Source organism: Paenibacillus sp. YIM B09110 (genome assembly GCF_037167145.1).
Classification (GTDB): Bacteria; Bacillota; Bacilli; order Paenibacillales; family Paenibacillaceae; genus Pristimantibacillus.
The window spans coordinates 259,983-285,133 of sequence record NZ_JBANSP010000007.1 but is presented as its reverse complement, the minus strand read 5'-3'; the positions used below and the strand labels follow the sequence as shown (position 1 = coordinate 285,133).

At 52.2% G+C, this 25,151-nt stretch carries 17 protein-coding genes; 8 read left to right on the top strand and 9 right to left on the bottom strand.

What is annotated here, in order from left to right; translation table 11 throughout:
• The first annotated feature begins 123 nt into the window (after positions 1–123).
• Complete coding sequence (locus V8F51_RS13550) at positions 124–1,638, top strand: ABC transporter substrate-binding protein/permease (protein WP_337100802.1); 1,515 nt, start codon at positions 124–126, stop codon at positions 1,636–1,638.
• Positions 1,631–2,353, top strand: a complete 723-nt coding sequence (locus tag V8F51_RS13545; RefSeq protein ID WP_337100801.1) for an amino acid ABC transporter ATP-binding protein — start codon at positions 1,631–1,633, stop codon at positions 2,351–2,353. The genes V8F51_RS13550 and V8F51_RS13545 overlap by 8 nt, the downstream gene beginning before the upstream one ends.
• Positions 2,354–2,415: 62 nt before the next feature.
• On the opposite strand, the gene V8F51_RS13540 is transcribed toward V8F51_RS13545, so the two are convergent.
• From V8F51_RS13540 to V8F51_RS13520, 5 genes are all read right to left on the bottom strand, one after another.
• Positions 2,416–3,513 (bottom strand): glycoside hydrolase family 88/105 protein, encoded by a 1,098-nt coding sequence (locus V8F51_RS13540; protein ID WP_337100800.1) that lies wholly within the window; start codon positions 3,511–3,513, stop codon positions 2,416–2,418.
• 16 nt (positions 3,514–3,529) lie between these two features.
• Positions 3,530–4,405: a carbohydrate ABC transporter permease gene (locus V8F51_RS13535; RefSeq protein ID WP_337100799.1), complete on the bottom strand. Its 876-nt coding sequence runs from the start codon at positions 4,403–4,405 to the stop codon at positions 3,530–3,532.
• A gap of 19 nt (positions 4,406–4,424) precedes the next feature.
• On the bottom strand, positions 4,425–5,384 hold the full coding sequence (locus tag V8F51_RS13530) for an ABC transporter permease (RefSeq protein WP_337100798.1): 960 nt from the start codon (positions 5,382–5,384) through the stop codon (positions 4,425–4,427).
• A gap of 84 nt (positions 5,385–5,468) precedes the next feature.
• On the bottom strand, positions 5,469–7,031 hold the full coding sequence (locus tag V8F51_RS13525) for an extracellular solute-binding protein (RefSeq protein WP_337100797.1): 1,563 nt from the start codon (positions 7,029–7,031) through the stop codon (positions 5,469–5,471).
• 225 nt (positions 7,032–7,256) lie between these two features.
• Positions 7,257–8,819 (bottom strand): extracellular solute-binding protein, encoded by a 1,563-nt coding sequence (locus V8F51_RS13520; protein WP_337100796.1) that lies wholly within the window; start codon positions 8,817–8,819, stop codon positions 7,257–7,259.
• A gap of 171 nt (positions 8,820–8,990) precedes the next feature.
• Here V8F51_RS13520 and V8F51_RS13515 point away from each other — a divergent pair, with 171 nt between their 5' ends.
• Positions 8,991–11,264 (top strand): AraC family transcriptional regulator, encoded by a 2,274-nt coding sequence (locus V8F51_RS13515; RefSeq protein ID WP_337100795.1) that lies wholly within the window; start codon positions 8,991–8,993, stop codon positions 11,262–11,264.
• 665 nt (positions 11,265–11,929) lie between these two features.
• Here V8F51_RS13515 and V8F51_RS13510 read toward each other — a convergent pair.
• The 4 genes from V8F51_RS13510 to V8F51_RS13495 all read right to left on the bottom strand — a co-directional run bounded on the left by V8F51_RS13510 (position 11,930) and on the right by V8F51_RS13495 (position 17,314).
• Complete coding sequence (locus V8F51_RS13510; protein WP_337100794.1) at positions 11,930–13,945, bottom strand: translation factor GTPase family protein; 2,016 nt, start codon at positions 13,943–13,945, stop codon at positions 11,930–11,932.
• Between the two features lie 103 nt (positions 13,946–14,048).
• Positions 14,049–14,582: a YceI family protein gene (locus tag V8F51_RS13505; RefSeq protein ID WP_337100793.1), complete on the bottom strand. Its 534-nt coding sequence runs from the start codon at positions 14,580–14,582 to the stop codon at positions 14,049–14,051.
• A 786-nt stretch (positions 14,583–15,368) separates the two neighbouring features.
• Entirely contained in the window at positions 15,369–16,847 is a 1,479-nt protein-coding gene (locus V8F51_RS13500; RefSeq protein WP_337100792.1) for an MATE family efflux transporter, read from the bottom strand.
• Positions 16,848–17,026: 179 nt separating this feature from the next.
• Entirely contained in the window at positions 17,027–17,314 is a 288-nt protein-coding gene (locus tag V8F51_RS13495) for a hypothetical protein (RefSeq protein ID WP_337100791.1), read from the bottom strand.
• A gap of 230 nt (positions 17,315–17,544) precedes the next feature.
• On the opposite strand from V8F51_RS13495, the gene V8F51_RS13490 reads away from it, so the two are divergent.
• The 5 genes from V8F51_RS13490 (at position 17,545) to V8F51_RS13470 (ending at position 25,091) form a co-directional block, all read left to right on the top strand.
• A complete protein-coding gene (locus tag V8F51_RS13490; RefSeq protein WP_337100790.1) occupies positions 17,545–19,656 on the top strand; it encodes a multicopper oxidase family protein in 2,112 nt (703 codons plus the stop codon).
• 132 nt (positions 19,657–19,788) lie between these two features.
• Positions 19,789–20,292: a hypothetical protein gene (locus V8F51_RS13485; RefSeq protein WP_337100789.1), complete on the top strand. Its 504-nt coding sequence runs from the start codon at positions 19,789–19,791 to the stop codon at positions 20,290–20,292.
• A gap of 133 nt (positions 20,293–20,425) precedes the next feature.
• Positions 20,426–20,920 carry a hypothetical protein gene (locus tag V8F51_RS13480; protein ID WP_337100788.1) on the top strand — a complete coding sequence of 165 codons (495 nt, stop codon included), beginning with the start codon at positions 20,426–20,428 and terminating at the stop codon, positions 20,918–20,920.
• Between the two features lie 182 nt (positions 20,921–21,102).
• A complete protein-coding gene (locus tag V8F51_RS13475; RefSeq protein ID WP_337100787.1) occupies positions 21,103–23,376 on the top strand; it encodes a PAS domain S-box protein in 2,274 nt (757 codons plus the stop codon).
• Positions 23,377–23,489: 113 nt separating this feature from the next.
• Positions 23,490–25,091 carry a histidine kinase N-terminal 7TM domain-containing diguanylate cyclase gene (locus tag V8F51_RS13470; RefSeq protein WP_337100786.1) on the top strand — a complete coding sequence of 534 codons (1,602 nt, stop codon included), beginning with the start codon at positions 23,490–23,492 and terminating at the stop codon, positions 25,089–25,091.
• Positions 25,092–25,151: the final 60 nt, after the last annotated feature.

The window sequence follows — 25,151 nt, the reverse complement described above, 5'->3', positions numbered from 1 at the left end:
TGCACGGCCGTTCCCTGCAAATAAATAACACCAAGCCAAATAGTAATTTGGGTTGATGGAAATAGTAACGATAAGCTATAGTACCATAGTTGTAAATTCATAATCCACCTGAGAGAGGCTGCCATGACCAGACATAAGCTCAAACGAATCTATACGGCGCTATCCGCCGTCGCAATTCTCATACTCACCATAAGTTTCATCCAGCAGTCACTTCCTCGGCAGCAAAGCTTACCCAGACTGAATGGGGACGTCGCCCACGCGGCGCCTTCCGAAAGCAAGCCTAAGCTTATCATGGGCACATCGCCTGATTACCCGCCTTACGAGAGCGTGGATGCTCTTCATGGCGGAGAAATCGTCGGACTTGATATCGATATAGCCAAGTATATCACCAGCCGCCTAGGATATGAACTGGAAATCGCGAGTATGGATTTCAACGGGCTTATCGCCGCTTTGCAGACGGGCCGCGTTGACTTCGTCATGTCCGGCATGTCCGTGACGGAGGAACGGAAGCAAAACGTAGATTTCTCCAACACTTACTACATCGCGCGCAATACCATCGTCTCCAAGTCCGACTTGCCTTACGCTTCCCCTGAAGCCTTAAAGGGCAAGCGGGTCGGCGTTCAGCTCGGATCGACACAGGATACATACGCTGAATCCCTTCAGGATGTAGAGCTCAAGAAGCTGAACCGCATTCCCGATCTCGTCCAGGAGCTGAAGACGGGACGCGTCGATGCTCTTATCGTGGAAGACGCAGTAGCGGTTGAATATACGAGCGCCAATCCCGATCTTGTCCAGCACTTCGTTCCGGCAACCGAGAAGGAGAACGGATATGCCGTTGCGTTTCCGAAGCAATCGCCGCTCGTCGGCGAATTCAATCGCGTACTCGCGGAAATTAGCCAGAACGGGAAGCTCGACGAAATGATTAAGCAATGGTTCGCGACAGAGGACGAGGATGAGGAATCCGGTGTCCTGAAGAAGCTGAACTTGGATTTCGGCATGCTCGCTCCGTACGCACCATACATGCTGCGCGGCATTTACGTGACGCTGCTGTTCACGCTCGTCTCGGCCCTGTTCGGTTTCGTCTGGGGTACGATATTGTCGCTGTTCAAAATATCAGGCGTAAAGCCGCTGCAATGGTTCGCGACTGTCTACACGTCGGTGTTCCGCGGTACGCCGTTGCTGCTGCAGCTGTTCCTGATCTATTATGCGACGCCGCAGTTGTTCCACTACGATATTTCGCCGTTGCTTGCCGCAGGTCTCGCATTCGGGCTCAACTCCGCCGCCTATTTGTCGGAGACGATCCGAGGCGGCATCATGTCCGTCGATCGCGGCCAGCGAGAAGCTGCTATGGCGCTTGGCATCCCATACCGGACGATGATGATCAGCATTATTTTGCCGCAGGCGCTGCGCTCCATATTGCCCGCGCTCGTCAACGAATGCGTCGCCTTGTTGAAGGAGTCGTCGCTCGTATCCGTAATCGGTGTGCAAGACTTAATGCGACGGGCTAATGTCGTCCAATCGATTGAATTCCGGGCGCTCGAAGCACTGCTGTTCGTAGGCGTAATCTACTACGTACTCGTGCTCATTCTGACATCACTCGCCCATCTGCTTGAAAGGAGGCTTCGCCGCAGTGATTAATGTAACGGATCTAACCAAAACCTTCGGCAAAAACCAAGTGCTAAAGGGCATCACAACGACCGTCGAACGCGGCGAGGTCGTTGCGCTGATCGGACCTTCCGGCTCAGGAAAATCGACGTTTCTCCGCTGTCTGAACTTGCTCGAGACACCGACCTCGGGCAGCATCGTCATCGACGGTACGGTCATCACCGACAAAAGAACGGATATCACAAAGGCAAGACAGCACATCGGCATGGTATTTCAGCATTTTCATCTATTTCCGCATATGACGGTCATCGACAACATTACATTTGCGCCTTGCAAGGTGAAGAACATGCCGATCGAAGAGGCCCGCTTCAAAGCGAAGGAGCTGCTGAGGCGCGTCGGACTGGCCGACAAAGCGGACAGCTACCCGTCTAAGCTATCCGGCGGCCAGAAGCAGCGCGTCGCGATCGCCCGCAGCCTCGCGATGGAGCCCGATATTATGCTGTTCGACGAGCCTACGTCGGCTCTCGATCCCGAGATGGTGAAGGAAGTGTTGACTGTCATTCGCGGCTTAGCCGACAGCGGCATGACCATGCTCATCGTGACGCATGAGATGCGATTCGCGCGCGATGCGGCAAGCACCGTCTACTTCCTTGACGGAGGCCGATTAGTTGAACGCTCCGAGCCCGCAAGCTTCTTCGACAAGCCGCAAAGCGAACGAGCGATAAAGTTTCTAGAGCAGGTGCTCTAAATAGATAAGAGCTGTCCTATATAAGAGCGGTTAGCCCGCTCTTATGGACAGCTCTTTTTCGCTTACTCGCCGATCAGCGCCTGCATCTCGACACACGCCATGACGAAAGCGCCAACGCCATGCAGATCATTCTCGCTCGTCGGACGAGTGACGTAATTCTCGTAATCGCCGGCCGACGTTCCAATGCAGATGTCCGGCAAAATAAATCGGCCCCGCTCATCAACACGGCATACCATCGCCAGTCCCTCAAAGCCCCGCTTCGCCGCATGCAAGCCATCTTCGCCTATAAGCCCAAGCTTGTATGCCTTAGCCAGCGTATAGACGAACAAGCAAGTGCAGGACGTCTCCAGCCAATTATCGGCCAAATGCCCCTTATCCACGACCTGATACCAAAGACCGCTCTCTGCGTCCTGGTATCGCATCAGTGCCTTCGCGAAATCGGCTAGCGAGGCGGCAAGCTCGTCGCGTCCCTCATGCTCCTCGGGCAGCTCATCCATAAACTGCGCGATTGCAAGTCCGTACCAGCCAAGCGAACGGCCCCAGAACTCGGGTGAACAGCCGGTCTCCTTATTCGCCCACGGCATCATGCGGCTCTCGTCCCACCCATGGTACAACAAGCCCGTCCGCTCATCGTACATATGCCGGTGCATGAGCTGTTCTTGATGCAGCACCATGTCGCGCAATCCATTATTTCCGTATGCCCGTGCGTATTTCAAAGCGAAGACGCCGCCCATGTAGAGACCGTCCAGCCACATATTGTACGGGTACTTATCCTTATGCCAGAAGCCGCCCTCCGAGGTACGGTTAAGCGTTTGGAATAACGAGCATAACTTATCGGCCGCGGCGCGATACTTGCTCCCGCCGTTCCGCTCATCAAGGCGGAACAGCAATAAGCCTGCTTGAATCGCATCAAGTTCATCGCGCGCAAAGTAGAAGCTGCCATGATCGTCGACCAATTGATCAACGTAACGCTTGATATATGCGTCGTATCGCTCGTCGCGATCCGCCTCCCACAGCATTTCCATGCCGCATAGGAAGACGCCCTGATGATAATGCCAGCGGCCCGCCGGAGGAAGCTCTTCCGGCAAGTAAACGCTCATTAACGAATCGCAGGCCGCTCTTGCCCATTCAATCGGTGTTGCAGTCGTCTGGTGTAACATGAATATGCTCTCCTCTCTATCCTTTGATCGAGCCGATCAAAGCGCCCTTGGCAAAATGCTTCTGCAGGAACGGATACACGGCCAGGATCGGCAGCGTAGCCACAACGATAACAGCCATCTTCACCGCTTGGTCCGGCGGCGGCACCGAGGAGTCCAGCTCCGAGCTGTAGTCAAGTCCGCTCGCCAATACAACGATCTGCCGCAGCAGCACTTGAATCGGCCATTTGGCGCTGTCATCAAGATAGAGAATGGCGCTCAAGTACGTGTTCCAATAGGTAACGGCATAGAACAGCGAGATCGTTGCGATGGCCGGCATCGACAAGGGCAGCACAATACGGAACAGGATGCCGAAGTCGTTGCAGCCGTCGATTTTCGCCGATTCTTCAAGCCCTTCGGGAATGTTCTGAAAGAAGTTTTTCAGAATAATGAGGTTGAACGCGCTGATCGCCGATGGAATAATCAAGGCTAAGTAGCTATCGATCATGCCAAGCTCCTTCACAACGAGGAACGTCGGGATGAGGCCGCCGCTGAACAGCATCGTGAAGACGACAAGGAACATGACGGCACGGCGGCCGTCAAGATCACGGCGCGACAGCCCGTAAGCCATTAAAGCAGTCATAAGCATGCTGAATACCGTGCCGACCGCCGTCACCCCTATCGAGACGCCCATCGCTCGGAAGATCGTATCGGTCGAAAAGATAAATTTATACGCGTCCCAACTCCATATCGTCGGGATGAGAATGAACTTCTTCATCGCCATCTCCGCGCTTGTCGTGAAGGAGCCTGCCACCACATGGAGGAACGGCAGCACGGTAACTAGCGCGATGACAGCCAGGAGCGTAAAGTTGACCGCCTGAAAGAGGCGCCCGCTTAATGTTTTGTCTTCTACCACTTGAGATTGCCCCCTTCCATTAGTAAACGCCCTCTTCGCCCATCTTCTTGGACAGCTTGTTGGCAAGCATGACCAGGACAAGCCCGATGAACGATTTGAAGAAGCCGATCGCCGTGGCATAGCTGAACTTGCCCTGCTTCAGAGCGGCCGTATATACGTAGGTATCGATGATTTCCGCGACTTCGCGGTTCATCGAGTTGAGCAGCAGGTACACATGCTCGAAGCCAAGCTCCAGCACGTCGCCGATCTTCAGAATGAGCAGGATGACGATGACGCTGCGGATCGCCGGCAGCGTAATATGCCATACTTGTCTCAGGCGCCCTGCGCCATCCATTCTCGCAGCTTCGTAGAGCTGCGGATCAACCGAGGCGATCGCCGCCAAATATATGATCGTTCCCCAGCCCGCCTCGCGCCAGATGACCTGAATGATATAGGTCGGACGGAACCATTCGGGGCTGAGCAGGAAATCGATTTTTTCGAAGCCGAAGAAAGCAAGTAATTCATTCACGATGCCGCCGTCCGACGTGAGCATGACAAAGCTGATCGAGACGATGATGACCCATGACATGAAATGCGGCAAATAAACAAGCGTTTGGAACGTTTTTTTGAAGAAGGATATCCTTACCTCATTCAGCATCAATGCGAGAATAATCGGAATCGGGAAGAAGAACAGTAGATTCATGCCGAACAATAACAGCGTATTGGTCAAAATATTAAGGAAATCCGGCTCGGTGAACAGTCGCTCGAAGTGCTTCAGTCCCACCCAATCGCTGCCTCCGACACCCTTGAACGGCTTGTAGTCCTGAAAGGCAATTGCAATTCCGAACATCGGAATGTATTTGAAAATAATAAAGTAAAACACGCCAGGCAATAGCATCACGTAGAGCCATTTGTTTTTCCATATACGCTTCTTCAATTCGCTGCTGCTCTTCTGCGGTATTCTGCCCCGCTTAGCCGCCTGGACAACCGTTTCCTGCATGCCATTCCTTCCTTTCCACGGGGAGTGAGAGGCCGCCTCCTGCGAAGGCAGCCTCTCCCTGCTTGAACAGTTGCGAAGCAACCGTTATTTCTGATAGGCTGCGTTAAACTCCTCGATAATTTGATCGCCGCCGCGTTTCTTCCAGTCCTCGACCGCTTTGTCGAAGCCCGCTTTGTCGATCGAGCCGTAGATGTATTTGTACGTTGCATCCTTAATCAGCTCTTGCAGCTCTGTGCCCTTCTCCGTATACGTTGCGGAATCAAGCGCCGCGGCTGGATCCTTGATCGCGATCTTCTCGTTCTCGATCGTCAACTGCTCGGCTTTGATACGCGCCTCTAGATCGTGGAAGCCCTCGTAACTGCCGTTCGTCTCCGGCTCGCCGATCAGACTGTCTTTGAACCCTTTCACTTCGCGCTCCGTCAGTTCCTGATCGTCTCCGGCCTTCGCTTTGCCTTCAACGACGGTGTAATGTACGCCTTCCTTGCCCCAGAACATCATATTAGCTACTTCCGGCGTCATCATCTTGTCGAAGAAAGCGAGTATTTTCTTAAGCTCGGCCTCATCCTTGATCGCCGATTTCGGGAACAGCACAACGTTGTTGTAACCGGGAATCGACCAGCTCGCCAGCGTACCGTCAGGAGCGGCAACCATGCTGTGCGTATCGACGACAGCCGTCGGCACGTTCTTGACCAAATCCTTCATGAGCGTATTAACGTCGCTCATCGCTCCGATGTATGCTCCGGCCTTGCCGCTCGTGAACAGGTTGACCTGATCCGTCTTGCTCGTCGCCGCGAAGTCGACGTTCATCGCTTTCGCGTCGCGAACCCGCTTGATGAAATCCATCGTCTCTGCATACTTCGGCGACATGAACTCCGGCTGCAGCTTGCCGTCAACGTCTGCCCAGTTGTTCGGCGTGCCGAACCAGGAAGCGACCGTCTTGAATGCGCCGTAGACGAGATCATTACGGTCGGCTAGACCGAACGTATCCTGCTGGTTATTGCCGTCCGGATCACCCGTCGTGAATTTCTCCAGCATCGCGAACAGCTCTTCCGTGTTGGCCGGCGGGGCGATTCCAAGTTTATCTGCCCAGTCCTTGCGGTAGATCAAACCTTGACGTGCCAGCGGACGTCCGATATAAAGCGAGTACAGCTTGCCGTCTACCTTCGTATTGTTCAAAATCTCTTCCTTCAGCTTGCTAAGATTCGGGAATTCGCTTAAGTAAGGTCCGATTTCCCAGAACTGGCCGTCGCGGATTGCTCCTTTCATTTGAATAAATGTAGCTTGGTTCTTCAGATACGTGACCTGCGGCAGCGAACCTGTCGCGAAGGAAGTGTTCAGCTTCTCCTCGTACGTATCTGCCGGGAAAAATTGATAAGTCAGCTTCGTGTTCGTCAGCTTCTCGATTTCATTCTTAATGGTGTCGGGCGGAGTCTCTGCGGTGTTAAGAGGAAGCATGATCGTAATCTCTGTCGGCGCCTCTGGCTCTTCCGGCTTCGCGGTCTCTTCTACCTTCGTTCCGCCGCTATCTGCGGTAGGGTCCGGCCGTTCCTCGTTCGCGCCTTTATTGTTGTTGCCCGAGCAAGCCGCCAGCAGCATGGTGAATACGAGCACGACGCATAACAGAATCGAATACGATTTTTTGTTCATCCTTCTTTGACCTCCAGTTATCGTTATGGTTTGGTTGGTACGCTTCCAATCTAGCACCCGCCGCAGAAGTGCCGAAACAATCATTTGGCCATATTAGGCGTTGTCTGGCGCGTATCTGAGAAGATGATTATTGTCGGAGGAGATGATAACTGGCTAGAGCAATAACGACGCAATAAAGCCCGCCGCGTCAATTAAGACGCAGCAGGCTTTGCTTTAGTACTATTATTATTTCATAAAATAAGCATCCATAAATTCCTTGGCAATCTCATTGCCGCCTTCGCGACGCCAACGATTCGCTTCTTCGTCGAAGCCGCTTTCGCTCAGATGCCCCAAAATATAATTGTAAGTCGCATCGGACACGATTTTGTACAGCTCCATGCTCTTCTCGTCGTACGTCTTGGATTCCAGTCCGATCGTAGGGTCTTTCACGAGAAATTTCTCGTTATCTGCGCTAAGACGCTCCGCCAGCTCCCACATCGTCTCCTTCTCCGCCGCCTCCAGCACGTTTGGATTGCTAAGATCTGCAATCATTAGCGTGTAAAGCGCTCCGACATCCGTCACCCGCAGCTGCGACGTTTCCTCCGGCAGTACGACCGACTGCCCGCTCAGCGTATAGTGCTTGTTCAAGATGCCGTACCGCAACAGATTTGCGACATCCTTGTCCATCGAACGGTCGAAAAAGGCGAGAATGTCCAGCAGCTCCTCCTCGGTCCGGATCGCTTTCTTCGAGAACAAATACAATCCGTTATAGTTTGGTATCGACCATACACGGTAGCCTGCCGGGCCTTGAATTCGGTTCACAAGCGCAAACCTTGCTTCGGGATTGATCTGCTTGGCTTCATCCGATAGCCGCTGCACATCTGTCATACTGCCAATGTAGACGCCCGCAGCGCCTCGAATCAACTTATCGCGCTGCACTTCCTTGCTCGTTACGGCAAAGTCGGCGTTAATCAGCTTTTCCTCATACAACCGCTTCATGAAGTTCATCGTATCCTTGTACGGCTTCGTCTCAAATTCTGGAATGAGCTCGTTTCCCGAAGCCGATAGCCCCCAGTTGTTCGGCGTCCCAAAGTAGGAGCTGAGCGTCTTGAACGCGCCGAATACGAGGTCGTTGCGATCGGCTAGCCCCACCGTATCTTGCTTGCCGTTGCCATCCGGATCGTTCACTGTAAACTGCTTGATCACTTCGTACAGCTCGTCAAGCGTAGCGGGCTTGTTCATTCCCAGCCGATCGAGCCAATCCTCGCGTATGATGACGCCCTGCCTGGAGGATGGCCTCTCCGTATAGAGACCGTATATGTTGCCGTCGACCGCAGCCTGCGCTAATATATCGGCATCGAGATGCCGTAAATTCGGAAACTGTTCCAAGTAAGGCCCGATCTCCCAGAAGGAGTCGGAACGAATGGCGTTTTTGATAAAAATATAATCGGTGTGCTTCACGAAGGTCGCCTTCTTCAAGGAGTTCGTCGTAAGCGACGTATTCATCTTATCGGTATAAATACCGTCCGGCACCCAATTGATATCGAGTGTCGTATTCGTCAGCGCCTCGATCTGGGCGATTATTTCGTCGCTGGGCGGATGCGGAAAGTGGAGCGGCGCCATAATCGAAATCGATGTCCGATCGTCCTTGCCTGCGGCCGGGTCGGCTTTCGGTTTGCCGCTGCAGGAAGCGCATACAATTGCAATTATCAGAAAAAATGCCGTCCGTTTCAAGAGACTGCCTGGCCTGTTCGGCTTCTCTTCTATCATCGTAATCCCCCTTGCAATATCGAGTGCAGCATGTGCCAATAGCTGTTTCCTGCTTGCCCCGGCAGGCTTTGCACGTCATAATCTAAGCAAATGATTATCGGGCAATGAGATGATTATTGTCCAGTCCGCCGATGATCACTAAAATAATGACTATATCTAAATTCAGATAGGGTGATGGGTACCGTGCGATCTTTAACTTTTCTAAGCAAGATGACGATGTTCGGGGTTCTGCTCAGCACGCTTCCCGTTATTTTTATCGGCGCATTCTCCTACTTTACTTCTTCCAAGGAAATACAGAAAAATGTAAATGAAGGAAAAATGCAACTGATTATGCAAATTAACTCAAATGTAGAGCAGAAACTGACGACTGTCAACCACACGCTGAATCAAGTCATTAACTCCACCGTGCTGAAAAAAGCGATGAACCGCCCGCTAACCGCCGACGACTTCATGCTGTACGACGACCTTCGCAACGAGATTCGGCATATGCAATCGTTCGATACAAAGCTGGAGGATGTCATTCTCGTTAACGACCGCCACAACTGGATGGTGAAGAACTCCGGGTTGTACCCTTTTAAGTCCTATGCCCAATATGAAGAGCTGGCCAGCCTGATGCAGGTGCCGGAGAGCACCTCTTGGGTGCTTAATCCGTCCGAATGGTTCTACAGCGAAGAAAATGCGAACAATGCGTCATGCAGCTACAGCATCAGTCTCGTCAAGAAGTTCCCGACGACGGGCCTCGAGAAATTCGGGCTCGCGCTTGCCAATATTCCGACCTGCAGCCTGCAGGATCTGCTCGAGAGCGACGGAGACAACGCCTCCAGCATCATGATCGTCGACGATCAATATCGTATTCTGCTTCACCCCGACCAGCAGCTTATTGGCAAACCGATTGATGTAAGCGGTTTATCCATGGGGCAACTGTCGCAAAGCGCCGGCCAATTCACCGCCGTTCTGGAGCAGAAGGACTATGCCATTACGTATTACCGCTCCGATTTGAACGGATGGACTTACTTATCCGTGACATCCATCGCCAGTATGACGAAGGAATCGAAAAAGATTGGCTTTTATACGCTTTATATTTGCCTGTTCATGCTCCTGCTGTCCATGCTGCTGGCATGGATCGGCTCACGGCGCATGTACTCGCCGATTCAGCTGTTGCTGAATCAGATCGGCGAGAGACTCGGCGATATTCAGAAGCGCAAGTCGAACGAGTTCCAAGCAATAGGCGAGCAGGTTCATCGCCTGTTCCAGTCGAAATCGCAGCTCGAGAAGGAAGTCAGCCAGCATATATCGCAGGTGCGCACCTTCTTCCTGATCCGGGCGCTGCAAGGAAGCGTCAAGCAGAGCGAGCTGAACGAGAAGCTGATTCAGTTCGGCTACGGCGCGCAGCTTGGCGAATGGAAGTCGATGGCCGTCATCACTCTGCAGATCGATTTCTTCGAGAATAGCCGCTATTCGAAGCAGGACTTAGAGCTGCTGCTGTTTGCCGTTCACAACATCATTGAGGAGCTTATTCCGTTTGGTCAGCGGCTCTCTCCAGTCATTATGGACCATACGGTCGTAACTGTGATCGGCAGCGTCGAAGACGACCGCGCTGAGTTCCATAGCTCGTTGTATGCAATCACTGAAAATTTACAGCAGCAAATTGTGAGCTACTTAAGCGTGCAAGCCAGCATCGGCATGAGCCTTCCGCTTAGCTCCTTCGCGTCGCTTCCCATCGCCTATCGCGAAGGACTGGAGGCGCTCAAGCATCGCATGAAGCTTGGAGAGGGCATCATCATCCAATACGAGAACATTAACGCGGGCAACCCTTATTTGAAGTTGAACTATCCGTCGCATATCGAGAACGAGCTGATGGACACGATCAAGCTGGCGGAGAAGGACAAATCGAAGGAGCTGGTGAAGCTGTTCCTGCAAGCGGTATTCAGCGTGGAGTCATCGCCGCAGGAATACCAGATTCCGCTCGCGCGGCTGCTGAACAATCTGCTTATTGTCATGCAGGAGTCGGGGGTTAGTTTGAAACAAATTCATCCGATGAAGGGCTCTCTGTTGGAGGAGTTATTGGAGCTGCGGACGGCTGCGGAAATTGAGGATTGGTTCTGGACGAGAGCGGTTCTTCCTATGGTCAATATTTTCAAGGATCGCCAAGAGGCGCAATATCATAACATTTCGGAGAAAATCATTGATCTCGTCCAGCATCATTACGATTCCGATCTGACGCTGGAGGAATGCGCGTCGAGACTGCACTACAATGCCAACTACTTAAGCAGCGTTTTCCGCAAGGAAACCGGTTATTCCTTCAGCGAGTACTTGTCGATGTACCGATTCAATATGGCGAAGCGTTGGCTGGCTGATTCCGAGATGCCGATCAAGGACATCGCCGCCAAGCTGCGGTATAACAACCCGCAGAACTTCATACGCTCCTTCCGCAAGCAGGAAGGCATCACGCCGGGGCAGTACAGGGACAAGAAGCGGACCTAAATGAAGCTCTCCCGCTATTGGCGCCGCATGCACAGAAAATACACGGAAATAGCGAAAAAACCTTTCGCTATTTCCTCTAAACACCTAACCCCCAGCTGAGTAGCGCAATGTTTTTGCGCTATTCTCCGTCGCAGGCGCTCCACACTCCCAGTTGAGCGCCTCATGAACAGAAATAGCGAAAAAACCTTTCGCTATTTCCTCTAAACACCTCAACCTCGACCCAATAGCGCAATGTTTTTGCGCTATTCTCCGTCGCAGGCGCTCCACACTCCCAGTTGAGCGCCTCATGTACAGAAATAGCGAAAAAACCTTTCGCTATTTCCTCTAAACACCTCAACCCCGACCCAATAGCGCAATGTTTTTGCGCTATTTTCCGTCGCAGGCGCTCCGCACTCCCAGTTGAGCGCCTCATGTACAGAAATAGCGAAATAACCTTTCGCTATTTCCTCTAAACACCTAACCCCGACCCAAATAGCGCAATGTTTTTGCGCTATTCTCCGTCGCAGGCGCTCCTAACTCCGCTATGAACGCCGCATCTTAAGTCAATCCGACTATTTAGTGTCCCATACTGCCGCTATTGCCGCTCCAACGTTCAGTAGGTGTATCAAGCATGGTTAATCGGACTATGTATGAGCGGATTGAGCTTGAGTAGAGCCAAAATTGCACTAAGACTGTGCAAGTGCCTTGCGAACATACAAAATATATTTTGACTGATCAAGCGGGTTAACGCCGGTACGCGTTCGCTCAGCTTGCACGTCGGGCGGGGATTCCTGATAACCTGCGAAGAACGTCGACATGACGCCGCGTCCTTTCGTAAGCGACCCGAACCTCGCCGGGAAGTCGAGCGACGTCGCCACGGGCAGTATGCCTTCGATCTCCATCCGTTCGCCCCGCACCTCGGGCGTATCGAATTGTCCTCGCATCTGAACGAGCTCGTTCATGATCTTGCCGCCAGTCTCCTCCGGTACAGACAGCCGGAAACGAACCATCGGCTCCAGCAGCTTGACCCCTGTGCGCGCCAAGCCATCCATAATTCCCATTGGCGTAGCTACTGCGAAATCAAGCGGATGCGTATGCCATACATGATGCTCGCCTTCGAGCAGCGTCACCTTAAGATCGGTCACTTCCCAGCCGAACATCCCTTGCTGAAGCGCTTCAGGCACTCGCCTTGCGACCTCGTTCTGGTAGCTCTCCAGCAGCCGCTCGGGCCGGGCGAGCGAGGCGTAGACAAGCCCGCTGCCGAGTTCGCCGGGCTCGATGCGGAAGCGAAGGATCGCCCAGCACGGCTTCGGCATCGTATAGGCGATGAAGCCTTCGCCTGACTGCGCCGGCGTCTCCTTATAGATGACAGACGGCGCTCCGAAGTCCACGGCAAGGCCGAAGCGGCTGCTGAGCACATGGGTCAGCACCTCAACCTGAATCGGCCCCATTACTTTCAGGTGCAGCTCGCGCTGCTCCTGCAGCCATTGCAGATCGAGCAGCGGATCTTCGTCCGCCAGCTCATGCAAGGCGGCGACGACGGCGGTATACTCCGCCTCGTTCCTCCACCGCACTTGCACTGTCAGCAGCGGAACAGCCATCCGCGTCTCGCCGGGCACATAAGCGGCGCTGCCGATAATATCGCCGATGCGCGCCTGATTCCACCCGCAAACGGCGGCGATATCGCCTGCCGCCAGCATCCCGACGTCCTCCGACCGCTGTCCGTCGATCTTCCTTATTTGCGTTACCTTCTCGTCAATCTCCTGCGTCACGTTTCGAACTGAATCGCGATTGCGGACCGTTCCGCTGTACAGGCGGACATAGGCGACACGCCCCATCGCCGGATCACGCTCGATGCGGAAGACGACGCCGGATACCGGTCCATCCGTTGTCCCATCAGCAGGAGGCGGAGGCAGTAGCTTGGTCATCGCATCCATGAGCGGCTGGGTACCGATTCCTTTGTTCGAAGCTCCGAACAGCACGGGAAACAACTCACCGCGGCAAGCCCGCTCGGCTATAGCAGCGCGCAGCTCTTCCCTCGGCAATTCGCCGCTCTCCATATACTGCAGCAGCAGCGCCTCATCATGCTCCGCTGCCGTCTCCACAAGCAATTGCTCGAATCGCTCGGCATCAGCACTTCCCTCCATTGATGCCTGATCCGTCAGCAGATCCCTGCTGCCGGCGAAGCTATCCTCGGCTCCAACCGGAAGCTGCACAGGCGTGGCCATGCCCGACAGCAGCCGTCTGATCTGCAGCACTGTTCGCCATGCGTCCGCACCTACCCGGTCCATCTTATTCACGTACAGCAGTGTCGGAATACCGCGTTCCCGCAGCGCGTGCCAGATGACTTCCGTCTGTGCCTGCACGCCTTCCACCGCCGATAGAATAAGTACCGCTCCATCCATTACCCGAAGCGAACGCTCTACTTCCGATAGGAAGTCGACATGGCCCGGCGTATCGATCACGTTAACCGTCACATCGCGCCAAGTGTAGCGCGTTGCAGCTGCACGTACCGAAATACCCCTCGCTCGCTCCACTTCCATCCAATCCGTCTGTGCCGTGCCGTCATCCACACTGCCCAAGGCACGTATCCGTCCGCTATGAAAAAGGATTTGCTCCGTAGTTGTTGTCTTCCCCGCATCCACGTGCGCGAAAATACCAATATTCCGTATTCGGCCGCGTTCCCCGCTATTATGCACCATGAACCATATCTCCTCGTCTGCCTGATCATACGCCTATCATAATATAAAAATAAAAAACAGCCTACCGGACAATTGCCCGATAAGCCGTTAATAAACGATTCGATTAAGCTGCAATATTCGCTTCGATCTCGATCGAGATCTTTACTTCGTCGCCGATCAGTACGCCACCCGTTTCAAGCGCTGCATTGTACGTTAAGCCGTAGTCGCTGCGTTTCAAGCTGCCAGTTGCGCTGAAGCCTACTTTCTCATTGCCCCATGGATCTTTGCCCGCGCCTTCGAAGCTCGCTGCGAACGACTCCGAGCGTGTTACACCATGCAGGCTTACGTCGCCTGTAATGTTGTATTCGCCGTCATCTGTTTTCACAATGCTCGTTGCTTTGAATGTCAGAGCCGGGTACTTCTCAGTCTCGAAGAAGTCGCCGGAACGAAGGTGAGCGTCACGGTCGTTATTGCGCGTATCTACGCTCGTTAAGTCGATGCTGAAGTCAATCTCGGCCGAAGTCAGATCCTGCGGATCAGCTACGATGTTAGCCTCGAAGGTGTGGAAAGTGCCTTTTACTTTTGCAATCATCATATGCTTTACGGAAAAGTCCACCGCGCTGTGTGAAGCGTCTACTGTCCAATTTGATTTTGCCATTTTAAATTCCTCCATAACGTCATTTATAATTTACTTACATTTTACTATATACTAACTTAATTAATGTTCATGACTTCATATTAGTTGGTTCTCCTGAATTTGTCAAACGTATTTTAGAAGTTTTTTCAACTTTTTTTCTTAAATAGTCCGTAGCTTGTCTGCCCTGAAAAAAAACTACGACCGACCAATTAGCATACAACAATCTGCTCCTGCTAACGGACAGCCGAGGTCCTTATAAGCCTTATTGACGAGTTTAGCTGTTCTTACGGACATATAAGACTCTAACAGGTGTGTTTGGCAGCGAAATCGCTTCGAATGGTGCAGTTAGGGTCTGTCGTGTCCGTAACGATGCAGCAGCGTCCGAATAATGGCCATTAGTGTCCTGTATGTCCGTTAGCCATGGTGCGCTGCAAAAAAACTACCACTACTCCTAACGGACACCAGAGGTCCTTATAGATTTGATTGACGAGTTTAGCTGGTCTTATGGACACATAAGACTCTAACAGGTGTGTTTGACAGCGAAGTCGCTTCGAATGGTGCAGTTAGGGTCTGTCGTGTCCGTAACGATGCAGCAGCGGCCGAATAATGGCCATTAGTGTCCTATATGTCCGTTAGCCATGCAAACAAACAAACAACTAAGCGTCGTCGCTTCAGAAGAAATCCAGCAAAGTACCTTCAAGAGGCAGAAAACAGATACTGTACGTTAATTGGTCAGTTGTTGAAAAAAAAGACCGTCGCAGCAGCCTGCATCATGCAGTTTGCTTCGACGGCCTAAGCCATGTCTTTTTATACAGTTGTCTCCTTCGCAGGAGCTGTGGTCGGCTTGACGATCGCATGCCGCTCCCATGCCCGGCTCCGCCAGCGGAAGAACATAATAACGGCGCGAAGCCATTCATCCGACGCAATCGCCAGCCAGATGCCCGCCAGTCCCATATCGAGCTTGAAAACGAAGAAGTAGCCGAGCGGCAAGCTCATGCCCACCATCGTGAACATACCGATCCATAGCGGGAACTTCGCGTCCCCCGCGGCACGAAGGGAGTTGACGAGTATAATGTTGATCGTCCGCCCCGTCTCCAGCACGATGCTGAACAGCAGCACGTTCGCTCCTAGCCGGATAATATCCTCGTCGTTCGTGAACATGCTCATGAGCGGCTCACGGAATAGCATCACAAGCACAACCGTAATGAGGGTGAACAGGCTCGCATAACGAACGCTACTGAATACGCGCTTATAAGCATCGTCCTGCCTGCCCGCTCCAACGAGCCGACCTACGATGATCGAGGTTCCCATGCCAATCGCAAAAGCGAACAAATACGTGAACATCGAGATGTTCGACGCATACTGCCTTGCCGCCAGCGACGACGCTCCGAGGAACGTCGCGTAATAGAGAAAAATAATTTGGCAGGTCTGGTACATGACCTGCTCGAAAGCCGATGGAATGCCGATCTTCATAATGTTGCCGATATACGTCTTCGACAGCGAGAAGTAATACCGAATCTGCACCCGGACTTCCATAATACGATAGAGCAGCCAGAAGAAAATAAGTAGCGCAAGAAACCGGCTGACAACCGAAGAGATCGCCGCACCCTGAACTCCCATCTCCGGAAAGCCAAGCTTGCCGAATATGAGCGCGTAGTTGCCAATGATATGAATCACATTCATGCCCAGTGAAACATACATCGCTTCCTTCGTATAACCGTGTACTCGTATAATAGCCGAAACCGAGTTAATGATTGCCTGAAGGAAGATCATGCCGCCTACAATCGATAAGTAGCTGCTTGCGTAATCCAGGATCTCGCCTTGCAAATTAAGCCGCTCCAGGAGGGCATGATTGAACAGCAAGAACAATCCGCTTATGATCAGCCCGACAATCAGGTTTAGCGTGACCGCTAACGCCGATATTTTGGCCGCCTCAATAAACTTCTTCGAACCGATATATTGCGCAACGACAATCGATGCCCCGTTACCGATGACTTCCAATATAAGAATCGCAATATGCAAATACTGATTTGATGCACCGACACCCGATACCGCATTGTCGGATATCGCGCTCAGCATGAACGTATCGGCTATGCCCATCAGCATAAATAGGAAAATCTCCAAAAAAATCGGCCATGTGAGCATAAATAGATTCAGCTCGCCGGACCTCGCCTTTCCTTGTCCATTCTTCGTCTCTGCGTTAGTCAAGATGTCACCTTCTTCCAAAATACGTTGCTTCAAGGTGAAACGGCTAACGCCATCCTTTGGTGGCGAGGCGCGTTTCATTCCGGAGAAACAAAAGCAATCCGTATCGTAGCACACCTGCGCCCTTTATGCACTAAACAATATGCAATTTACCGTAATTCAAAATTCGGCTCTGTTGATACACATGCCAAAAAGGCTGCTTCTCCGCGCGTTGACGTCCGGGAAACAGCCCACTTATTTTATTAAAATGATTGCCATCATTAGTCCGTTTCTGATTCATCCGCTTCTTCAGCGGCCTCTGCTTCCTCTTCAGCTGCCGCTTCTTCCTCGGCAACTTCTTCCTCAGCAGCAGCTTCTTCAGCTGCTTCTTCAACTGCTTCTTCCGAAGCTTCTTCGGATGCTTCCTCCTCAGACGCTTCTTCTGCCGCAGCCTCTTCCTCGGCAACTTCCTCGTCAGCAGCTGCTGCTTCTTCAGCTACAGCTTCCTCCGAAATCGCTTCTGCGGCTTCTTCCGCAACTACCAATTCAATCTCTTGTTCTTGGCTCATTTCATTCACCTCCTGCTTCTTAATACCTTAATTGTAGCGCTTTCATAGAAGTTCACAAGAGGTGTATATTGTCGTTTGATAGGAACTATTTCCGCTATTTGTAGAGAGTTCGTCCATTCGTCAAAATACTAGACGCAAGTCTAGTGAAGGCCTAAGACTATCGACGGTTTTGGGTGTTGCCCGCAGCAGATACCATTTAATACAACAATGATTATTGGAGGCTGTCGTCTATGTTTTCTATCGTTATTAACGCTGAGCTTGGCGCGCTTATGCTGTTCGTCCTATTCGCCCTTATCGCGGCCAACAAAGCTTCCAAGCTTATCTATTACCGGACGGAGAAGGAGCTGCATAAGCGTACCCGCAAGCTGTATTTCTGGACGGTGTCGCTTACTGTTCTCGCTTCTATTATGGCAGCGGCGGATATCTTCCTCGCGTTGAACGCGCATCCGCTGCTTTGGCTCGACCGTCTGCTGCTGCGGACGCCGCTCGCCGCGGCAGCCGTCCTTTTCCTATGGTTCGGCGCGATCCCGCGCATACGCATGCTGCTTGCGCGGACACGGCCGCAGACAGAGGCTATACCCGACATGTCGCGCCGCAGGCAAGCGACCGAGCCGTTGCTCGTAACGCCTTACCAGTTCGCCGCGCTGACTGGTGCGGGATTATTTTATTTTGCTTTCGTGCCGCCGATTCCATTCGCCTGGTCGTATATTACGATTCCATTGACGCTGCTCACGGTGCTCGCCTGCTTCTTATGGATGCTGCAGTCGAGTCGCAATCGCAAGGCCTCCGAGTCGCCGGAGGCGTTCTCCTATCGCCCGTGGAGCCGGAGACTGCGTCTTACAGGCACGTTCGCAGCCGTTGCCGCTATCTGCAGCGTCCCGCTGCTGACCGCCATGCAAGGCAGCAAGCTGCCTGATCGGCTGAACATGATGACCGGCAAGCCCGATTACGGCATGGCCTCATCTGCGGAGACGGGGCATAACCATAATCATCAGAACAGCGTTCCAGCTCTGGCTAGCGCAACCGCTGCGGACATCCCCGTCACCGAGCTAACCGGACCGCAGTCAGGCAAAGCCGACCGCAAGTACGCGCTCACCGCTCAGAAGAAGAGCGTGCAGCTCAGCTCCGGTCGCACCATCGAGGCTTGGACGTACAACGGCCAAATTCCGGGTCCTGAGATCCGGGTGAAGCAGGGCGAGCTTGTCGAGGTGACGCTGCTGAATGAGGATATCGAAGGCGGCGTGACGCTTCACTGGCATGGGCTTGATGTGCCCAATGCCGAGGACGGCGTAGCAGGCGCGACGCAGAACGCTGTCATGCCCGGCGAGAAGCATACGTACCGATTCATAGCCGAGCAAGTCGGAACATTCTGGTATCACTCGCATCAGAACTCGAAGGAAGCCGTGCAGAAGGGCTTGTTCGGTGCGCTAATCGTCGAGCCCGATAAGGATACTCACGCCGAAGCTTATGAAGATATTACAATTATGACGCATGTGTGGAATGGCGCAGGCATGGCGATCGGAGCAGATGATACGCTGCAGAGCAAAGCGATAGCACCGGGAACACCCGTTAAGTTGCGGCTCATTAATACCCAAGACTGGGTAAGACAGTCGTTCATCCTGACCGGCACGTCGTTCCAAGTGGTCGCGATTGACGGCACGGACCTGCATGAGCCCGGCGATCTTCTAGGTGAGCGACTAGAGCTCATAACGGGAGGGCGTTATGATGTCACCTTTATTATGCCTGATCATTCCGTCCTGCTAAGCATCGGCCAGAACAAAAAGCTTGGCTTGCTTATGAGCCCCGACGGGAAGGGCGAGCTGCCCGCCATCGCGAAGACGAAGACCGTATTTGATCCAACACGCTACGGCACGGAGACGGAGACCCCTTTTGGCCCAGACAGTAAGTTCGACCGTGAATTTACGATGATTCTGGACAATCGCTTTGCCTTCTATAACGGCGGCTTCGCTGCTTACGATACGATTAACGGCCAAGTATTCCCTAATACGCCGATGTTCGTCGTGAAGGAAAATGAGCTCGTCAAGACGACGATCATAAACCGCGGCTCCGTTGACCATCCGATGCATCTGCACGGCCATCATATGCTTGTCCTGTCGCGCAATAACGAGGACGTTACAGGCAGTCCGTGGTGGTCGGATACGCTAGACGTTGCGCCAGGGGAAGTGTACGAGGTCGCTTTCCTCGCCGATAATCCCGGCTTGTGGATGGATCACTGCCACAATCTGCAGCATGCGGCTGCAGGCATGACCATGCATCTTATGTACGAGGGTGTTACCTCGCCGTTCGAGGTCGGCACGGAGACGCATAATCATCCCGAATAATATTTCCTTCACTGTAAAGAGAACTGGACTTAAGTCCAGTTAAGCAAACTACCCGCAGCATGAGGACAGGTTTTTGACAACTATGATATGCTAATGTCAACAAATTGAAATCAGATTGGAGTGTTCATTCGAATGAATGCAAGAACCATTAGCGGTGCGGTGCTGCTCCTGCTCGGCGTCGTCCTGTTCCTGAATCAAGGCGAATCGTTCGGTCCGGGCAAAATATTCGCTTACTTCTGGCCATCCCTCTTCGTAATCCCGCTTGGCCTATTCTTCCACTGGATGTATTTCTCGATGCTCGGACGCAGAGGCATCGGCGTATTGATTCCCGGCGGAGTTTTGTTCACGGTCGGTATCATCTGCCAATTCAGCATGCTCTTCGACAGCTGGGGATATATGTGGCCGGGATTCATTTTGGCGCCTGCGGTCGGCTTGTTCGAATTCTACTGGTTCGGCAACCGGAACAAGTGGCTGCTTATCCCAATCAACATTCTAACCGTCCTGTCATTGCTGTTCTTCGCCGTCTTCTCGCTAGGCACGCTGTACAACAAGATTTTGTTCAGTCAGCCGCTTATCGCGATCGCCCTCATTATCATCGGGGCATTGACGTTGATCGCCAAGAAGAAAGACATTTAACAAGCCATCAAAGTGAGTCGCCAAGGCCGCAGCCGTCCCTACCCGGATGACTGCGGCCTTGTCCGTTGTCGCATAGAAGCCGGTATATCGTGTACAATGATCGATATACTCATTTCAAGGAGGCTCTACGCCTATGCTTTCTTTTGACCAAAAGCTATCCATCATCCAGTCGTTCGCGGAGCTCACGCAGCATAATGTCTCGCTTGGACGCGTCAACTTCCACTTCGAAGACAGTGCGCATGAGAAAAAAACGGTCATTTATCACCTGCATCCAAACGGCAACGGCTTCGTATTCGCCGGGCTCGTGAACGGCGTGACGACCGACGACAAGGGCATGGTCAACATTCGCGATTACAACGAAGCCGAGCTTCGCGCTTTGATTATGAAATCCATTACTTCCCTCGCCACGACACCAAGATTATCAGCTGCTGCGCCAGCGAAGAGCAAGTCTGCTGGGCGCAAGCCGCCGAAGAAAGAAACATGGGTCGGTCCTGACAATGCGACGCTTACTCTGCTGTTCGAAGACGATCTATGGTACGTGTATGCCGGACTAAGTCTGGAATCGGCATTCGAAACGTATGAAGAAGCAGAGCAGTATTTAGAGGAAGAACAGTTCACCCGAGCGTAAACGGCTTTCGCTACGCACGAACCGTTAGCTGCGTCTTTGGCAGCTCGGTTTTGTGTCGTCCTCTGGCGGCGTGCAGCATTCCACAATCTCCATTGCAATATCCGCGCAACAAAAACAGGATTTTGGCCTCCCGGCGTCTAATTGTTAAGTTGACATACAAGACACCTGGGAGGAACAATCCGTTGTCCATCAAAGCGAAGCTCTCCGTAGCCATTTCGGCCATTGTTGCCATTATCCTTATTCTTAATATTGGAATTTACCATTTCTCCTCTAAGCAAGACCTGCAGGCGAACGCCGAGCAGCAAATGATGAATATCGCCAAGCAGGTTGCCGTATCCGTGGAAAGCTCCGAGAAAGCGAAGCGCTTCATGGAGGACACGATCGGCGAGAAGCTGCGCATGGCGGCTATCGCCGCAAAGGAACAGCTTGATCCGGACATCGACAAGGTGACCAACGAACAACTAGTCGCGCTGAGCAAAGAGATCGGCGTCGATCATATTACGCTTTGGAAGCGGACAACGGACGACATTGTCGCTCAGAAATCTTCCTATCCGAAAGAAATCGGGGCCAGCTCGAAAACGTGGGATTATTGGTATACCGCGTTCAGCCAGTTGTTCGACGAGCATGCTGTTACGATTCCGGAGGGGCAGAAACTGAGTAACTTCTGGTCAGGGCCGATCAACTTCTCCTCCACCGACCCCGATTATACAAACAAATGGGGCTATTATTACGATGGAACAACCAATTACATCATCAATCCATATATAGACGCCCAAGTATTCCTTAATTTCAACGATACAATAGGCAGCGGCGCGGTCATTAACAAGCTGACGGACGACCATCCCGAGCTGCTGGAGGTAACAGGCTTCGACCCTCAATTTTTCGGCAAAAAACCGATTATCAAGATGAAGCAAGGCAAGCCCGTCTACAATTTGGACGTGCGCGACATTCCATTCGGTACTTATAAGTACAAGGATACGTACGTCGATTCTGTCTATATTCAGCTCGCGCTCGACGACAACATGATGCATAGCGTCAAGAAGGTAGTGGGCGGCAATGAAATCATGCGCAGCTTCATGTCAATAACCCTTGATAAAACCTATGTCATCGGCATCACATTCGATCTCAGCAGCATTCAGGATTCGCTGAACCATCAGCTCTTCATCCATTCCGTCATCTCGTTATGCCTCGTGGTCATAACGATGTTTGCCAGCTACTTTATAGCCGGATTCATGATGCGCTCGCTGAATCAGATATTGTTCAAAGTCAACGCCATTGCCGACGGCAACTTCGGCGAGACGATTACGATCCGGAACACGGACGAGCTCGGGACACTCGCCTCGCGGGTCAATACGATGGGCAACAATCTATTTCAATACATGACGCAATTGAAAAATTCCGCAACAGAGCTGCAAAGCATGAAGCAATATTTGGAGTCTTTCGTCAACCATACAGCCGACGCGATCCACGTCACAGATCTGAACGGGCACATTATGCAGGTGAACAAAGCGTTCGAAGCGATGTACGGCTGGACTGAGAACGAGGTGCTTGGCGAGCGGCTTAACAATGTGCCGGTCGACTATGAACGAGATTATCAAGAGATTACCGATAAGGTACTAGCCGGAGGCTCCGTAACCGATTATGAGACGATTCGCTACGACAAGTCGGGAGCTGCGATCGACCTAAGCATTACACTGTCCTCGGTTCGCGACGAGCAAGGAGAGATTGTCGCGATTGCGGCGATCTCGCGGAATATAACGGCCAGGAAACAGACGGAAGAGATGCTGCGGCAATCAGAGAAGCTGTCCGTCGTCGGCCAGCTGGCGGCAGGAGTCGCCCATGAGGTGCGTAATCCGCTCACCACGCTGCGGGGCTTCGTGCAGCTCCAGAAGCAGACGGGCAAGCTGTCTCCTTCCCATCTCGACATTATGCTCGAGGAGCTAGATCGAATTAACTTCATCGTAAGTGAATTCCTTGTGCTTGCGAAACCGCAGGCGATCCATGTGCAGCCGATCGATGTCGTCGATACACTGCAGCAGATCGTCACCCTTCTTGATGCCGAAGCAAATCTGCACAACGTACAGCTCACGGTGAATAAACAGTTAGAGAAAGCCATGGTGCTGGGCGAGTCCAATCAGCTTAAGCAAGTATTCATCAACCTGCTGAAGAATAGCTTCGAAGCGATGACAAGCGGAGGCAATCTGACGATCGACGTATTGCCTTCCACAGGCGTTGGCGTTATCATCCGCTTCACCGACGAAGGGGAAGGCATGTCGGATGAGGATCTGCAACGGCTCGGCCAGCCGTTCTTCACGAAGAAGAGGAGCGGCAACGGACTAGGCATCATGGTCTGCAAGCAGATTATGGCCAACCATAAGGGGAAGATCGAATTCCGCAGCACACTCGGTGTAGGCACCTGCGCTGAGATTACTCTTCCAGGAAGCGGCCGCTACTAGGCGAGCCGCTTTCTTAATTGTTGGTAATCTATGAAAAGATCCTTTGAACCTATGTAATCCAGTGTGCTACACTATCTCCATATCGATTCGTTTAAGCTTGAATGGAGCCTATTATGAACCTAACTATTAATGATTACATCGTTCTCGTAATCATCTCCGGCGTACTTAGCGTGCTGCTGGCCATCTACGCTTACTACATGAAAACCAACTTCACAGGAACCAAAGCGTTTATCTGGTCCTCCATCTTCAGCGCTATCTACACCTTCGCCTTCGCCTTCGAGCTATCAAGCGACTCTCTGCAGGAAATCAGATTTTGGCTCAATATCGAATACTTCGGCTTGCCGTTCATAGCGCCTAGCAGTCTGGTGCTTGTCTTCCATTACATCGGCAACCACACCTATGCCGCATTCCGCAGAAGTTGGCTGCTATTTGTCATTCCGATTATTACGCTCATTATGAATACGACCAATGACTACCATCATTTATTTTACAAGCTGCTCTATTTACGGGCAAATACGCCGACGCCAATGGTCGACATCGTCCCGGGCAGATGGTATTACGTTCATGGCGCTTATACGTTTGGATGCCTGGCGGCATCTATATTTTTGCTAGTTGTGCATTTGCGTAAATCAAGAGCAGGATACCAGAAACAAAACTTCATCATGATCCTCGGCCATCTGCTGCCTATGCTCGGAGCCTTGCTCTATGTACTCGGCTTCACGCCGCTCGGCATGGATCCTGTGCCGATTGTGATGTGCATCACATCCGCTCTCTACATATGGGCTATTGTCTCCGTCGGTATGTTGACCGTATCGCCAATAGCGAGAGATCATATATTCGAGAGTATGCGCGACGGTGTGCTCGTACTCGAACTATCGGGCAGAATCGTCGATTATAACAACGCTGCAACTGCCATTATTCCTTCCCTGAATCCAGCAGCAATCGGCAAGTTAATCGAACAGGTATGGAAGCGAGGCGCAGACACCGGCGTATTCGATAACGACGGTCAGGAGCAGGAAAACGAACAGGAATTGAAGTGGATCAAAGGCGGAGAAACCCATTACTATCGCCTTCGCTCCTCCAAGCTGTTGAATACAAGAGGCGATGTCGCCGGCCGCACCATCGTTATGATCGATATGACTGAACATATGCAATTGCAGAACAAGCTGCGGCGCCTTGCGGAGAGAGATGGGCTAACGGGCTTATATAACCGGACGCACTTTATGGAGATTGCCAATAAACAATTGGAGCAGGCGATAATAAGCCAAACGCCTATGTCGATCATTCTTCTTGATATCGACTTCTTCAAAGCGATTAATGACCGCTACGGGCATAGAGTGGGCGATATTGCTCTTTTGCATGTTGTCAGCCTCATAAATAACATCATATCGCCCGACGCCTATTTTGCACGTTACGGCGGTGAAGAGTTCGTTCTATGCGCACCTAATACCTCGCTGGCACAAGCACTGCAGATCGCCGAGCAATTAAGAGAAAATATTAGTTCAACCCCTTTAATAAGCGGAACGGATACAATATCGATTACTGCCAGCTTCGGCGTAACAGAAAGTAACCAGTCGACTATGCCGCTGGAATATCTGCTTCACGAAGCCGATAACGCGCTATACCATGCGAAGCGCAACGGCCGTAATCGCGTCATCCCGGCAGGCAGCATCGAAGCCCTTGACGAGATTGCGGCCGCAAGGACCTTAAGCTAGTTGACCAGCTACATGTTATAATCTTTATTTACCCATAATAACCGGAAAGAGACAGGTGGA